Source organism: Bosea vaviloviae (assembly GCF_001741865.1).
Taxonomy (GTDB): Bacteria; Pseudomonadota; Alphaproteobacteria; order Rhizobiales; family Beijerinckiaceae; genus Allobosea; species Allobosea vaviloviae.
The window spans coordinates 78,642-93,644 of sequence record NZ_CP017148.1; the positions used below are offsets into that span (position 1 = coordinate 78,642).

13 protein-coding genes are annotated in these 15,003 nt (G+C 61.8%); 4 read left to right on the forward strand and 9 right to left on the reverse strand.

Annotated elements, in window-relative coordinates; all coding sequences use genetic code 11:
* Positions 1 to 151: 151 nt before the first annotated feature.
* From BHK69_RS29945 to BHK69_RS29960, 4 genes are all read right to left on the reverse strand, one after another.
* Positions 152 to 943, reverse strand: a complete 792-nt coding sequence (locus BHK69_RS29945; protein WP_069694134.1) for an amino acid ABC transporter ATP-binding protein — start codon at positions 941 to 943, stop codon at positions 152 to 154.
* Positions 944 to 963: 20 nt separating this feature from the next.
* Positions 964 to 2,343, reverse strand: a complete 1,380-nt coding sequence (locus BHK69_RS29950) for an amino acid ABC transporter permease (RefSeq protein WP_069694135.1) — start codon at positions 2,341 to 2,343, stop codon at positions 964 to 966.
* A gap of 10 nt (positions 2,344 to 2,353) precedes the next feature.
* Positions 2,354 to 3,541 carry an amino acid ABC transporter permease gene (locus BHK69_RS29955; RefSeq protein WP_244548592.1) on the reverse strand — a complete coding sequence of 396 codons (1,188 nt, stop codon included), beginning with the start codon at positions 3,539 to 3,541 and terminating at the stop codon, positions 2,354 to 2,356.
* Positions 3,542 to 3,792: 251 nt separating this feature from the next.
* Positions 3,793 to 4,338 (reverse strand): M20/M25/M40 family metallo-hydrolase, encoded by a 546-nt coding sequence (locus BHK69_RS29960; RefSeq protein WP_069694137.1) that lies wholly within the window; start codon positions 4,336 to 4,338, stop codon positions 3,793 to 3,795.
* Between the two features lie 119 nt (positions 4,339 to 4,457).
* Here BHK69_RS29960 and BHK69_RS29965 point away from each other — a divergent pair, with 119 nt between their 5' ends.
* Complete coding sequence (locus BHK69_RS29965) at positions 4,458 to 4,937, forward strand: Lrp/AsnC family transcriptional regulator (RefSeq protein ID WP_069694138.1); 480 nt, start codon at positions 4,458 to 4,460, stop codon at positions 4,935 to 4,937.
* 201 nt (positions 4,938 to 5,138) lie between these two features.
* Here BHK69_RS29965 and BHK69_RS29970 read toward each other — a convergent pair whose 3' ends face one another.
* A complete protein-coding gene (locus BHK69_RS29970; RefSeq protein ID WP_069694139.1) occupies positions 5,139 to 5,660 on the reverse strand; it encodes a hypothetical protein in 522 nt (173 codons plus the stop codon).
* 1,245 nt (positions 5,661 to 6,905) lie between these two features.
* Here BHK69_RS29970 and BHK69_RS29990 point away from each other — a divergent pair.
* From BHK69_RS29990 to BHK69_RS30000, 3 genes are read left to right on the forward strand one after another with little or no spacing between them, the layout of a single operon-like run.
* Positions 6,906 to 8,309 carry a CmpA/NrtA family ABC transporter substrate-binding protein gene (locus BHK69_RS29990; RefSeq protein ID WP_244548593.1) on the forward strand — a complete coding sequence of 468 codons (1,404 nt, stop codon included), beginning with the start codon at positions 6,906 to 6,908 and terminating at the stop codon, positions 8,307 to 8,309.
* A 34-nt stretch (positions 8,310 to 8,343) separates the two neighbouring features.
* A complete protein-coding gene (locus BHK69_RS29995) occupies positions 8,344 to 9,171 on the forward strand; it encodes an ABC transporter permease (protein WP_069694143.1) in 828 nt (275 codons plus the stop codon).
* Positions 9,172 to 9,175: 4 nt separating this feature from the next.
* Positions 9,176 to 9,964: an ABC transporter ATP-binding protein gene (locus tag BHK69_RS30000; protein ID WP_069694144.1), complete on the forward strand. Its 789-nt coding sequence runs from the start codon at positions 9,176 to 9,178 to the stop codon at positions 9,962 to 9,964.
* Positions 9,965 to 10,037: 73 nt separating this feature from the next.
* Here BHK69_RS30000 and BHK69_RS30005 read toward each other — a convergent pair whose 3' ends face one another.
* The 4 genes from BHK69_RS30005 to BHK69_RS30020 form a co-directional block, all read right to left on the reverse strand.
* The gene (locus BHK69_RS30005) at positions 10,038 to 11,048 is read right to left on the reverse strand and encodes a molybdopterin-dependent oxidoreductase (protein WP_148663728.1); all 1,011 of its coding nucleotides are present in this window, start codon (positions 11,046 to 11,048) and stop codon (positions 10,038 to 10,040) included.
* Positions 11,049 to 11,247: 199 nt separating this feature from the next.
* Positions 11,248 to 12,315: a carbon-nitrogen hydrolase family protein gene (locus tag BHK69_RS30010; protein WP_083269938.1), complete on the reverse strand. Its 1,068-nt coding sequence runs from the start codon at positions 12,313 to 12,315 to the stop codon at positions 11,248 to 11,250.
* A 499-nt stretch (positions 12,316 to 12,814) separates the two neighbouring features.
* Positions 12,815 to 13,615 (reverse strand): aldolase, encoded by an 801-nt coding sequence (locus BHK69_RS30015; RefSeq protein ID WP_069694146.1) that lies wholly within the window; start codon positions 13,613 to 13,615, stop codon positions 12,815 to 12,817.
* Positions 13,616 to 13,656: 41 nt separating this feature from the next.
* The gene (locus BHK69_RS30020; protein ID WP_069694147.1) at positions 13,657 to 14,817 is read right to left on the reverse strand and encodes an amidohydrolase; all 1,161 of its coding nucleotides are present in this window, start codon (positions 14,815 to 14,817) and stop codon (positions 13,657 to 13,659) included.
* Between the last annotated feature and the right edge of the window lie 186 nt (positions 14,818 to 15,003).

Consider the following 15,003-nt stretch of genomic DNA (forward strand, 5'->3'; position numbering starts at 1 on the left):
ACAGTATTCCTTTCCGCCGAGCAGCTTATGGGGGCGGTCCTATGATGGTCGTAAGTCGACCCCGCGACTAAAGATCGGGATCAACCATCGAGGGGCACTCCCGCTTCGCCACTATATCCCAGTGTTCCGGGAATAATCCGTGCCCTCGCCCTCAGTGCAAAATCTGGCTCAGGAAGAGCTTCGTGCGCTCGTGCTGCGGGTTCTTGAAGAAGGCGTTGGGCTCGTTCATCTCGACGATCTGGCCCGCGTCCATGAAGATCACCCGGTCGGCGACCTGGCGGGCAAAGCCCATCTCGTGGGTGACGCAGAGCATGGTCATGCCCTCGTCGGCGAGCGAGACCATGGTGTCGAGCACCTCCTTGACCATCTCGGGATCGAGGGCCGAGGTCGGCTCGTCGAACAGCATGATCTTCGGGCTCATGCAGAGCGAGCGCGCGATCGCCACGCGCTGCTGCTGTCCGCCGGAGAGCTGGCCGGGATACTTCGCCGCCTGCTCGGGGATCTTGACGCGCTTGAGGTAGTGCATGCCGATCTCCTCGGCATCCTTCTTGGGCATCTTGCGGACCCAGATCGGTGCGAGCGTCAGGTTCTCCAGGATCGTCAGATGCGGGAACAGGTTGAAGTGCTGGAAGACCATGCCGACATCGCGGCGGATCTCGTCGATCTTCTTGAGGTCGTTGGTGAGTTCGGTGCCGTCGACGATGATCGTGCCCTTCTGGTGCTCTTCCAGACGGTTGATGCAGCGGATCATCGTTGACTTGCCCGAGCCCGAGGGCCCGCAGATCACCAACTTCTCGCCGCGCGAGACTTTCAGGTTGATGTCGCGCAGCACATGGAACTCGCCATACCACTTGTTGACGCCGATCATCTCGACCGCGGTGTCGGTGTTCAGCGATGTCGACTTCAGCGCCGCAGGGCGGGACGCGGTCTTGGTTTCTGCCATTGCCATGAGCCTGGTTCCTCTCAACGTCTTTGGCCGGCGGCGAGACGCTTCTCGACGGAGATCGAGTAGCGCGACATGCCCCAGCAGCACAGGAAATAGAAGATCGCGGCGAAGGCGTAGCCCGTCGCGCGGGTGGTCGGCGTCGCCCAGGTCGGATCGACCAGGGTCGCCTCGATGGTCCGCAGGAAGTCGAAGATGCCGACGATGGTGACCAGCGTCGTGTCCTTGAACAGCCCGATAAAAGTGTTGACGATTCCGGGTATCACGATGCGCAGCGCCTGCGGCAGGATGATCAGCCGCATCATCTGCCAGTAGCCCAGGCCGAGCGACATCGCGCCCTCGTACTGGCCTTTCGGCATCGCCTGCAGGCCGCCGCGGATCACCTCCGCCATATAGGCGGCGGCGAACAGCGCGACGCCGATCAGCGGGCGCAGCAGGCGGTCGGGCGAATACTCCTGCGGCACGAACAGCGGCAGCATGGTGTTGGCCATGAACAGCACGGTGATGAGCGGCACGCCGCGCACGAACTCGATGAAGATCACCGAGAGCAGCTGGATGATCGGCAGCTTCGAGCGCCGTCCCAGCGCCAGGATGACGCCGAGCGGCAGCGAGAAGACGATGCCGACCGCCGCGATCAGGAAGGTCACCGTCATGCCGCCCCAAAGGCCGGTGTCGACACGCGGCAGGCCGATCGAGTCAGCCAGGACCGCGATCAGGCCGAAGACGACCAGCGACAGCAGGATCAGGCGCTTGGGCCGGTAGAAGCGCTTCCAGGCCGGCATCGCCTCCTCGACCGCGAGCTGCCCTTCGCCGACCCAATACTTCATCAGCCCCGGCACAAACGAGAGCACCAGATGGAGCACCGCCAGGGCGAAGGTGACGATGATCAGGAAGCGCAGGAAGCTCTCCGCGCGCGGGCCGCCGAGCAGCAGGATGAAGGCGCTAGCCGGCAGGATGACGAAGAAGAAGAAGAGACCGACCTTCTTCAGCGGCATCTTGTTCCAGAGCAGCCAGACCACGCCGAGCGCGAACATCACGAAGACGATGTTGACGCGCCAGCGCTCCGCCACCGGATAGGAGCCGTAGATGAAGTACTGGGTGCGATCCGCGATATAGGCCCAGCAGGCGCCGACCGGACGTCCGACCTTGTCGGCGAGGCAGGCGTCGCGGTTCGTGCCGGACCAGACCGCATCGAGGATGTAGAAGCGGACCATCCCCGGAACCGTGTCGATCACCAGCCAGACGCAGAGCAGCGTCAGGATCGCGTTGAGCGGACTCGAGAACAGGTTCCCCCTGATCCAGGCCAGGGGGCCGGCGACGGAAAGCGGCGCCGACTCCTGCTGGAGCGTCTCCGTGCGGACGAAGGCATAGGGCGCGTTCTCGCTTGTTGCGTCGGTCATCGCGCAGCCCTCACCGTTCCACCAGCGCCATGCGCTTGTTGTAGATATTCATGAAGAGCGAGGTCACCAGCGAGATCGTCAGATAGACCGCCATGGTGATGGCGACGACCTCGACCGCCTGGCCGGTCTGGTTCAGCACCGTGCCGGTGAAGACCTGGACCAGGTCGGGATAGCCGATCGCAACCGCCAGCGAGGAGTTCTTGGTCAGGTTGAGATAGTTCGAGGTCAGGGGCGGGATGATCACCCGCATGGCCTGCGGGATGATGACGAGCTTCAAAGTCGGACCGCTGCGCAGGCCCAGCGCATGCGCAGCTTCGCTCTGCCCCCTCGAAACCGCGAGGATGCCGGCGCGCACGACCTCGGCGATGAAGCCGGCCGTGTAGGTCGTCAGGCCGACCAGCAGCGCGACGAATTCAGGGAAAATCTGGATGCCGCCGCGCAGGTTGAAGCCGGCGAGCTCGGGATAGATGAAGGAGACCGGCCGGCCGGTGGCGAAATAGACCAGCAGCGGCAGGACGATGATCAAGCCAAGGGCAACCAGGCCGATCGGATACTGCTTGCCGGTCGCCTCCTGCTGCTTGCGGGCCCAAGCGCGGAAGATGATCGAAGCGACGATGCCGATCAGGAAGGTCCAGACGATGAGCGAGCCGCCGGGGCCGAGCTGGGGATCAGGCACATAGAGCCCGCGGTTATTGAGCAGGGCGCCGGTCGGCAGCTTGATCGAATCGCGCGGATTGGGCAGCGGCTTCAGCACCGCGTTGTACCAGAAGAACAGCTGCAGCAGCAGCGGGATGTTGCGGATAACCTCGACATAGATCATCGCGAGCTTCGAGATGACCCAGTTGTTCGACAATCGGGCGACGCCGACGAAGAAGCCGAGGAAGGTCGCCAGCACGATGCCGAGCCCGGCGACGAGCAGCGTGTTCAGCAGACCGACGATAAATGCGTCGCCATAGGTCGAGCCGCCCGAGGCGGAGAACGGGATGAGCTTCTGGTTGATGTCGAAGCCGGCGGCGTTGTGCCAGAAGCCGAAGCCGGAAGCGATCTTCTGCGCGCGCAGGTTCTCGATCGCGTTCGATGCCGCCGACCAGATCAGGAAGACGACGACCGCCACCAAGGCGGCTTGATAGACGTAGCCCCGGATCTTCGGGTCATAGAATAGTGAGGCTTTAGCACGCTCTTGCTGTGGATTAGACAAATCTACCTCCAGTTATTTTTGCGGCCGTGCTGGCCATCACTGGTTCTCAGTTGGGCCGTGATATTGGTCGCACTGGTGTACCGGCTGCTGGGTACCCCGCGCCGTGCCAATCCATTTGCGAATTATTGGATCGCAGGGCGGATTTGTCCTCGCGCGCCTATAGCCTGCTTTGCCGTTAAGTCTGCATTTCTCGAAGCATGACTTCGCAGAGGCAGCCCCATAGAGTGACCAGTAGTGAGGCGAGGGAGCTACTAAACGTGCAACCGTCTTCTGACGATTGACGCGTGCACACGGGCGCCGTGCAACAGCCCGTCGTGGTCGAAGTCGTAGCGAGGATTATGCAAGGGCGCGCGTTCGCCGTTACCGATCCAGGCGAACGAGCCGGGGACATAGTCGAGGAAGCGAGCGAAATCCTCAGTTCCGGTGCTAGGCGCTTTGGCCTGCCCCGCATTCTCGGAACCCAAGGCATCGCCGTCCGCCGTTAGCAGCTCGCGCGTGAGCTCTTCGTCGTTGAGGACTGGAACGAACTCGCGCGTGTAGCTCACCTCAATGTTGACCCCATACGATAAGGCGACAAGAGCGATTGCTCGATTTGACGTGCCTCGCTTGAGGGTTCCCACAACTCCAGTTTTGCCGACGCCTTCTGCGACGTCATCGAACCCAAACTCGCATAGCTTTGCTGCGACGATACTGGAAGTTCGCCTCTCTTCGAACCCGAACTCAGGGTTAGCGTGGAAATCGCGGCGCACCGCCTTCATTTCCTCGGTCAAAGCGTGCTGATCAATGGAAGTATCCATGGCTACGAGTCCGCCCTCTCGACAAACGGCGGGGTTTTCCCCATTGAGGTCAACGCTATTGCAATCAACTCGAAAAAGGCGCTCTAATTCCCGTGCGTTCTCGCAATTTTGTAAACCCCATGCCCCCTGCCCTCGACCGCTTCGATCGCGCAATCCTCGCAATTCTGCAGAAGGATAATACAACGCCCCAGCGTGTGATTGGCGAGCGCGTGAACCTTTCGGCTCCAGCCGTTCAGCGACGCATCAAAAAAATGCAAGAAATGGACGTGATCACTAGCAATGTAGCCGTCGTCAATCACGCTCTTGTCGGGCAAGCAATTACGCTTTTTGTGGAAGTGGAGCTTCTGAGCGAGACCGCACGTGATATAGACGAGGCGAAGAAGCACTTTCTCGAATGTCCTAACGTACAGCAATGCTATTATGTGACCGGTGACGTCGATTTTGTCCTGGTAATGCTAGTGCATTCAATGGAAGCTTACGAAGATCTTACGAGAGAGCTTTTTTTCGGAAACTCCAACGTGAAGAAATTCCGGACTTTGGTTGCCATGGACCGGGTGAAAGCAGGCATGTTAGTATCGCTTGATCGATTTCCCGCTTGAAATCTTAAGGTGGCACACTACGACGCGCTGCGTCGTTCCGCTTGAACTTCATTCCCTTCCCGGGCTCGTTGAAAATCTCATTGCGCTTCGCCAGCGGCTGCGTGGCCGGAAGCTTGCCCATCCTCGACGCAAGAAGCGGGAAGTGCCGCCAGAGGACGAGGCGGATCTCCTGAGGCCCATGCGTCAGCCGTGAGGAACTGGCTACGACACTGGGACCTCGAAAATCCAGTCTCCCGATTTGACGGGTTCCAGCGGCTGGCAAACCACAATCTGCATCAAAAACTGCGGCGAATGGGTGAAGCCTCTCGATTCCGTAACGTGGTCGGGCTGAAAGATTTCAGTCTCCCGAGCGTCGAAGCTGTAGCAACCTATCTCCGCGCGCCGACCTACCCAGAGTTCAGGCCTGCCGAGTCCATTTTTCTGGTCTTCGAGAAGACCTGCCCCCGATGAGGTCGCGTATCGGGTCGCCGGCTTGCCGTTGCAATTGCCAGTGAATGGCTGGTCAAACGCGGCATGCAACTGCTGACAAGCGAGCGAGCGTCTGTCGATCGCATCTCGCCTCATATAGCACTTCTTGACCTCCGAGCTTTGGCTGCTGCCGACGCTGATCGCCCTCGGATCGATGCCGGCATAGCCACGCTGCTCCAGTCGGCCAGCGAGCAGGCTGCATTTTTTGTCGCCGTGTTGCGGCACCTCGCGGCCGCAGCGGCTCGGAGCAAGCAATGGTCCGCGCTCGATCCTACGACGCGCATCTCATTCCTCTGGAGCTGTCGATCGAACAAACCATTCCATCGCGCTCGATTGGTACAGGATGCTCACGATTGGCCTGACAGAGAAGCGCCCGATTGCGATGTTGATCGGCTAGGCATTGTGCAGCGGGGTGGCTGAAAAGGCCTCCGCCGATCAGATCGCCTCCCTGGCCGCGGCTTACGGAACCCTGTCGAAGGACGCTGCTTTCTGGTTTCCGCATCTCGATCTTGTGGCTCCCGCGCCGCCTGCGCCGTTGGAACTGTGGAACGCGTCCGCCCCCCTGTCTGCCGAAGCGTTATGAATGTGGCTGGGCCCGGAGCATCCTTTTGGAAAACGGAGCGATGATGACGTCGCCACCGTCCTGCTGGACGTGATGGCGTCATCCGAATCCGCTTACCTTCTGGCGCCGCTCCTGTCACATCTCGATGTCCGACGGCTCAAGATAACGACGACCAATCGAACGAGGGAATTCCCAGATAACGCGACCGTTACGGAATCCTTCGAGCCCGACGGTGCCGCCCTTTAGCGGCTCCTTTCTGTCGAGGCCAGGTTGCGAGCAAAGATTGCTGACGAAGCCGGGAAGCGGTCGTTCCTGGCCCGGGAGGCAAAGCGCGCCGCGGGGCGCTGGCGCGATATCACGGTGGCTCAGCGCGACCGAGATCCGTCGTCGGTAGCCCTTGAGATGATTTTGGAGGCAGCTGCGGAGTTTGCGTTCAACCTTCGCATGCCAATGGCTGAACAGAGAGCTGACTCGGGAAATCTGGACATCGGGCGTAGGTGGATTTTCGGCTGAACGCGGCATGATTGCCGTGAACAGGAGCGGATATGACGAGACGAGTTCGCCGGAACCATAGCCCGGCTTGTCCGCGCTACGGCCCCAGCAAAAACAGGGGCTTTTGCACCCTTGCTTGCGCTAGCTAGGGATTAATAGGTCCGTTCATGAGGGCAACCGGACCACACTGTGCGCGTGCAACTCCGCGACCACGCGCGGTCGTGCTGGGGAGGACGGCCCGCCCCAGTCTTGGCGGGAAGATCGACCGAAGGTCTCGGCCCGGATGGACGAGGCGGGCCGAGCCCCCGCTTAGCCAGGTCCGATTTCAACCCGGGACGGCCGGGCAGGCACTTGGTTACCCCAAACGACGGCTGCCCCTGGCTCCGGCTGCAGCCTACGTCGGCAGCCGGAGGACCTTTTTGCAGGGTAAGTTGCGAGAAAGCCTAATGCCCCAAGTTCAGTCGGCCTCCATACTGACGGCGGGAATAAAAAAGTGGAGCGCCGATATGGAGCCGGGAGAATTCAACCGCTATCGCCGTGCCATGTGCGCGTGCGGTCATTCGCACGACGGCCACCTTGCGGCGGAGGATTGTAAGGGATCCGTCGAACAAGACCTTGTCTCGGCAACCGACGAAATCCTTATCGCGTCCGTGTTTCGTGATTTGCGAACGCGGCGCCAGCTGCTGCGCAGTGTGGGGGCCGCCACGTTGCTCGCAGCCATGGGAGACATCCTCCCGTTGGGCACCTTGAGGGCGTTGGCCCAGGAGCGAGCCCCCCTCGAGAAGAAAGAGATCAACGTCGGCTTTCTCGCCATCACCTGTGCCACACCGCTGGTGATGGCCAAGGAGAAGGGCATCTTTGAGAAGCACGGTCTCAACGTCGCTCTTCAAAAGACCCCTGGCATTGGCCTCATCCGGGACAAGATGATCAATGGAGAGCTCGATGTCTCCCAACAGGTCATGCCTGTGGCGATTGCGACTTCGGCCGGCGCCGGTGGCAACCTCGTCCCGGCCAAGGTGCTTACGATCCTAAATCAAAATGGGAATTCGCTGGTACTGGCTTTGAAGCACAAGGACAATCGGGACCCGCGAAACTGGAAAGGCTTCCGTTTCGCGGTTCCCTTCGACCAATCCCATCAGGCTCTGCAACTGCGTCACTACCTAGCTGAAGCAGGACTGGACCCGGACAAGGACGTCGTCTACCGCGTCGTACCTCCGTCCGAATACGTGTCAAACCTTCGCGTCGGCAACATCGACGGATTTTTTGGAGGCGAGCCCGGTGGGCAGCGCGCGGTTGTCGAGGGCGTCGGCTTCATTCACTTGCTGTCCCGCGACATTTGGGAAAACCATCCATGCTGCTCGGTCACCGCGACCGATGCTTGGATAAGGCAGCATCCCAACACGTTTCTTGCGGTGTTTCGCGCGCTGGTGGAAGCGGGGTTGTATTCCTCGGCTCCCGAAAATCGCGCGGGCATGGCGGAGATCCTCGCCCGGCCGGAATACATCAACGCTCCCGCGAACGTCATCCAGCAAGTCATCGGGGGACGCTTCGCAGACGGCCTGGGCGCGGTGCGAAACGTGCCTGACCGGATCAAGTTCGACCCGTTTCCGCAATACTCGATGGCCGTCTGGCTGTCCGTGCAAATGAGCCGCTGGAACATGCTCCCAGCCGATGTCGACCATAAGCGGCTGGCACAGACGGTCATGCTTGCCGTCGATGCGAAGAAGATTCTCGCGCAACAAGGCATCGAAGTTCCGGAACCGAAATTTGGGATTGAACGGATATTGGGCAAGGAGTTCGATGCCAATGAGCCAGACGAATATCTACGCTCCGTCCGCCGCCCGAACTGACGGCAAGTTGTCCTTGTCCGGCTTGCATAGTGTCATGAACCGCCCATGGGTCGCGTCGCTGGTGATTTTCGTCGCCTTCGTATCCATTTGGCATGCCCTCACCTCGATCGGCGGTAGCGAAACTGCTGTCGATCCCGAGTATGCCAAGTTGATGGGCCAGACCGTCGGCGTCACGACTGGCTCTTCAATTCCTGGCCCGATGGCAGTCGCTCGACGCGCCATGGAATTGGGAAGTCGCGCCTTCGACAGCTCCAATCCCAACAACCTCGGCATCTTCTGGCATCTCTACTACTCGCTTGGCCGTGTCTTTCTAGGGTACGCGCTGGCGGTGGTGGTGGCCGTGCCTTTGGGTTTCGGCATTGGCCTGATGCCATGGCTCTACCAGGCGTTGAATCCGTTCATTCAGGTGCTCAAGCCAATCTCTCCTTTGGCTTGGATGCCGTTGGCGCTGTACGCTCTTAAGGACAGCGCGACGGCGGCCATCTTCATCATCTTCATTTGCTCCCTCTGGCCGCTTCTGATCAACACGGCCGCCGGGGCCGCCGGCGTGCGGCAGGATTGGCTGAACGTGGCGAAAGTGCTCGGCCTCAAGACCTCGACCAAGGTGTTGAGGATCGTCTTTCCAGCCGCGGTCCCGATGATCCTGACCGGAATGCGCATTTCGATCGGCATCGCCTGGTTCGTCATCGTGGCAGCCGAGATGGTCGTCGGTCAGAACGGCATCGGGTACTTCATCTGGAACGAGTGGAACAACCTCCAGCTCTCCAGCATGATCGTCGCCATTGGGCTCATCGGCATCATCGGCTTCGTTCTCGATCAGGCCCTCGCATGGGTCGGTCAAAAACTCAGTTTCAAGGAGTGACCCGATGGAGACCTTCCTGTCGCTGAACAAGGTGTCGATGACTTTCGGCGAGCGCACGAAATTCCATGCGCTGGACACCATCTCGTTGTCAGTGGCGCGTGGCGAGTTCGTCAGCCTGATCGGCCATTCCGGCTGCGGGAAAAGTACATTGCTAAATCTAATCGCCGGTCTCTATCGGCCTTCGGCCGGTTCGATCAGTTGCGAAGGACAGCAGATACTCGGCCCAGGCCCCGACCGTGGCGTCGTGTTCCAGAACCATTCCCTGCTTCCCTGGATGACCTGTCACGACAACATCCTCTTGGGAGTGGCGCAGGTCTTCGCCGCCCGGCTCGACAAGAGTGCAATGCGGCGAAAGGTCGACCAGGCGCTGGATCTCGTCCATCTCGGTCATGCGGCAAACAAATACCCCCACGAAATTTCGGGGGGCATGAAGCAGCGTGTCGGCATCGCTCGGGCCCTGGCGATCGAGCCCCGTGTGCTGCTTCTGGACGAGCCCTTCGGAGCTCTCGATGCGCTTACGAGGGCAAGTCTACAAGACGAACTCATAAAGATAGTAGAGCAGACGCGGTCCACGGTGGTCATGGTCACTCACGACGTCGATGAGGCCATCTTCCTGAGCGACCGTGTGGTCATGATGACGAACGGTCCCGCAGCGAAGATCGGAGAGGTGCTCCATGTCGATATTCCGCGGCCCCGTCATCGCCTGGAGATGACCACGACGCCGGCCTATGTCGAATGCCGCCGAAGGCTGCTCGAGTTCCTCTATCTAAAGCAGGCCGTGGTCCGGCATTGATACTGGGGTCCACCGAGCTGCGGTGTCGAGCCGAGGCAATCTTCCGGTCGTCGAGGTACGGGACGCAGCGGACTTATACTACGTTGATGGTGATCGCATGGGCGGCGTAACGCACCCCTTCGAGGGGTTGGCTGCGCCCGTCGTTCGCCGTGGCTCGTACGACCAGTCCGAGAGGCCCCGGCTCCGGCACACCTATCGTCTCCTCGAAACGTCGCCAGGCGGCGCCCCGATCCGGTTCAAGTTTTGCGGGGCGCCAATTGGCACCGCCATCGACGCTGACGTCGACGCGAGACACGCCCGACTTCGCCCACGCCCACCCAGCAACATCGAGACCATCGCCGCGACGATGGGACGATCCCGGGGCGGGTGAGGTGAAGAGCGAGCCGACGGGGATCTCCCATACCGGCTTCCGCGCCTCGGCGGGGGACTTCGCATCATTGTAGTAGATGGTCGTGAAAAGCGCATCGAGCGGCTTGTCCCGGAACTCGATCCTGTCAAGCCACTTCACCGTGTTGGTTCCATAGTAGCCGGGAACGACGAGGCGTGCAGGAAAACCATGCTCCGTGGGCAAGGCGCTGCCGTTCAGTTCGTAGGCAACCAAGGCTCCCGCCTCCAGAAGACGATCGATCGTGAGGTCCTTGCCGTAACCGTCGCACGAAGTCCCTTCGAACTCCCCGTGATCCATGCCGAACGACCACATATGGGTCGCCCTGGGATCCAGCTCCGCTAGGTCGATCAGGGATTTCAGAGCCACGCCGGCCCACTCCACACAGGCCACCCGACGCGTGGGAACGGTCGGCTGGAGCGGATTGCCGGCGCATTGATGGACGGTCTGGACCGTCACGCGCGGCAAGCTTCGAAGCTCGGTCAGCGGGATCGAGAGTGGGCGCGAAACCATCCCTCCGATGCCGAGCGACCACATCGACACGTCGACAGCGGGTGTTCCCATGTGGATCAGGACAAAGAGGTCGCTGGTAGCGGTGAGGCGCTCATCCATCTGATGAGGCTCCAAGGGAAGACGACGATAGATCCCGCTCGGGCCCATATTGGGCCGAGGATTGTGAGGTGCGATCGGCGTGCTCATGCGCGTGTCCCCTTGGGCGATCGAGCGCCCGGTTTGATGGACCGTGCCGGCCGAAACGGGCCCACGGTGTTCGTGCAAGCCGATATGTCCGCCAACCTCCTCGTCAAGGACGGCGTCCTCATCCCGACCAGGACCTCGGTGCGAAGGGCGAAAGTTCTCCAACGCGCGTGGCTCCGGTGTCGGCGCACTTTTTTTGGGTTCAGGCGCCTTCCTCTTGCAAGGCAATCTCCCTGAAGTCTAGATCGCTCTGATCAGGCTGCCGCGCAGGCGCGGCGTTGCAGGCCGACTCGTCAGTGACAAAGCGCACGGGTCGCTGCCGTGTCCGTCGCACGGTGAGCTCGAACACATCGAAGCGGTTGTAGTATCCCACCACGTCGTGGAACTGCTTGGGCTCGATGCACCGGCCGATGTCGATTTCCGCGTAAGCGATACCCTCCTCGTCCTGCAGTGTGTCGCTGATCAGCTCGCCGGTCGGATCAATGATGAACGACGCACCGCGAGGCGTGGCGTCGAGCACTTCCGCGGCCTTCGGATCTCTATCGACGAGTTGGTCGCGCATCGATTTATCCATGAATCCAGCAGTGGCGATACCGAAGGCTTTGGCCTCGAACGAATGCGCGCTGGCGCGGATGCGGTTGGCCGCGACGTTGTTGAAATTGCCGCCGTTCGCCGGCGGCCTGGTGGGCCAGATCGGCGGCCAGCTCGACACGTGAACCTGCTCGCCCTGCGCCATGAGGGTGTACCGGGCCAGCGGATTTGTGTTCTCGCCACAAATAAGCCCGCCCAGCCGACCGATGCGCGTATCGGCAACGCGCAGACCGTCACCATCACCGGCGGCCCAGACCAGCTTTTCATAAAAGGTCGGAACGAGCTTTCGATGGTGAACCAGGATCGCGCCGTCGTCACCAATGATCAAATTGGAATTCCACATACAGCCAACGCTGGCGGGTGAACGCTCGCTGATCCCGATCGAGACGAAGACGCCCAGTCGTCGGGCCTCGCGTCGAATCTCGGTGACCTCGGGCCCGTCGATCAGCACGGACTCCTGCGACATGCGGATGAAAAAATCGTGGTTCTCGATCGGGGCCCAGATCGCCGACCAGACCGGAAATGCGGGAATGTAGGTTTCCGGAAAGGCTATGAACTCCGCCCCTGCCCGTGCCGCCTCCTGGATGAGCGCTATCGCCTTGCGCGTCGTCGCAGCCTTGTCGAGGAAGACGGGTGCAGCGTGGATTGCCGCAGCCTTGAAGCGTGGGAGCTGTCCCATTGTGCACTCGCAGTCATGTTACGGTCCAACGACCGACGGTCGCCGTGGATTCGCGGCAAAGCGTAAAGCGGCAGCGGTGCTGTTCGGTCGATCGCTCACCCACGCTCGATGACTGCAAATATCATCGAGGCCGGTGGGCGTTGAGCGCCTATCGTTGCAAGCTCCGTTGCAACCGCGCAGGCGGCCCACATGAGCGCTGGCCCGCAGCTCTCGGCGTCTGCCTGGCACGCCGCGATGCCGACGTGCTCGTACTCGCCTGCAGGGGGCGGCTTCTCGACAGCACCCGGTCGGCCGCCTTGGTTCAAGCCTGGCCAAGTCAAGCTAGCCCGAGTTCCTGATGAACAAGAGGCCAAGCTGGTCAACGACGCGATCGAAGAGCGAATCGGGGATTACCCGATCGCGCGTCTCGACGTCTACTACATCGCCGACTTGTCACTGGGCCACGGCGAAGTGTTTCGACCATCTGAGCGACAAGGTCCCCGGCTAGATACTCGTCGGATCAATCGCGATAGGCCGGCTCCTCGACATCGAGCTGGCGGCGGATCGAGGCGAGATGAAGCCGCGCAGACTCCGGATCGCCCTCGCGCATCTGGCGGGCTGCGGCCTCGGCGATCTCTCGCTTCACCGGCAGCACTGTGCGTCCGGTCGCGAGCGCGATGGCCTGCACCTGGCAGGCGCGCTCGAGATAATAGAGGTCGTCCCAGGCCTCTGCGACGTTTGGCGCCAGCACCATGACGCCGTGGCTCTTCATGAAGACGATGTCGGCATCGCCGACCGCGGCGGCGATGCGGTCACCCTCGCTTTCGTCGAGGGCAAGGCCGTTATAGTCGCGGTCGAATGCCGTGCGGCCATAGAACTTCAGCGCCGTCTGCCCGGCGAAGATCAGGGGCTCGCCCTCGGTCATCGAGAGCGCCGTCGCGTAGGGCATATGCGTGTGGAAGGCGACCTTCGCGCGCGGCAGGTTCTTGTGGACGCGCGCATGGATGTAGAAGGCGGTCGCCTCGGGTTGCCCCTCGCCGGCGACGACATTGCCATGGAAGTCACAGATCAGCAGGTGCGACGCCGTCAGCTCGCGGAAGGCCCAGCCATAGGGGTTGACGAGGAAGAGGTCGTCATAGCCCGGGACGAGGGCCGAGAAATGGTTGCAGATGCCTTCCTCGAAGCCATAGCGCGCTGCCATGCGGAATGTCGCGGCAAGCTCGCGGCGCGCTTCCCAGACGATGGCTGCGTCGAGATCCGGCTGGTTCGGGCCGGGGGCATGGGCAGGGCTTGCGGCAACTGCCTTGAGGGAATGGGCCATCGCAATCTCCAATCGAAGCGTGAACGCAGTGAAAGCAAAGCTCAGGCCGCGGGCAAGCGCCGGCGCGCGATCCCGGCATGGAAGCGCATGCCGTGGATTAGCCCGGCATCGTCGAAGTCGTAGCGCGGATTGTGCAGCGGCGCGCTGTCGCCATTACCGAGGAAGGCGAAGCAGCCGGGCACATGGTCGAGGAAGCGGGCGAAATCCTCCGACCCGGTGAAAGGGGCCGAGACGATGGAGACATTGTCCAGCCCGAGCGCCTCACGCGCGACGGCCAAGGCCTCGTCGGTAAGCGCCGCGTCGTTCACGAGCGGCACGAATTCGCGGGTATAAGTGACGGCATGCTGCAGATTATAGGCGCGCGCGATGCCCTCCGTGATGATCCGCATCTGCTGCTCGATCTCGGCACTGACCTCGGGCGTGAAGCTGCGGGCGTCGCCAAGGATCCGGGCCTGGCCGGGCAGGGCGTTACGGGTGCCGTCCGTTATCAGCTCGGTCACCGAGACGACCGCAATGTCGGACGGGCTTAGGCGCCTAGCGACGATGGTCTGCAGGCTCGTGACCAGCGCGCAGGCGGCGACGAGCGCCTCCTTGCCCCAGTGCGGGCGGGCGGCGTGTCCCCCGATACCCGTCAATACGATCTCAAAATTGTCTTCCGCCGACATGATTGCGCCGGGTCTGGTCTGGAAACGGCCGATGGCGAGCCCCGGCGCGTTGTGCAGCCCATAGATCTCCTCGAACGGAAACCGCTCCATCAAGCCGTCGTCGAGCATGGCGAGCGCGCCGCGCCCCCATTCCTCCGCGGGCTGGAAGATGAAGCGCACCGTGCCGTCGAAGCCGGCATCCGCAGCCAGCAGTTTCGCCGCCCCGAGCAGCATCGCCGTATGGCCATCATGGCCGCAGGCGTGCATTACGCCGGGATTCCGGGATCGATAGGATGCCTCGCCTTGTTCCGGGATACGCAGCGCATCCATGTCGGCCCGGAGCGCGATCGCACGATTGCCGTTGCCGCGCTTCAGCGTGCCCACGATGCCGGTGCCGCCGACACCTTCTACCACCTCGTCGAGGCCGAACTCGCGCAGCTTGGCCGCGACGAAGGCGCTGGTGCGCGTCTCCTCGAAGCCGAATTCGGGATGGGCGTGGAGATCGCGCCGCCAAGCGGTTATCTCCGCCACCAGCGCGTCAGGGTCCAGCATCGTCATGGCACAATCTCCATCCTGCGTTGCAACGTTCATAGGCTGTGGCTCGCGAAGGACGCCGGCAGAACGCGTCATGCCAGTCGGCGGGCCGCGGCGCCCGCCGGGGGATAGCTGGCATACCACGGCATTGGAGCCAGCTGACCGAACTGGCGAACGGCGTCCGCGTCCGCGTCTCCAGACGGGCCGGAT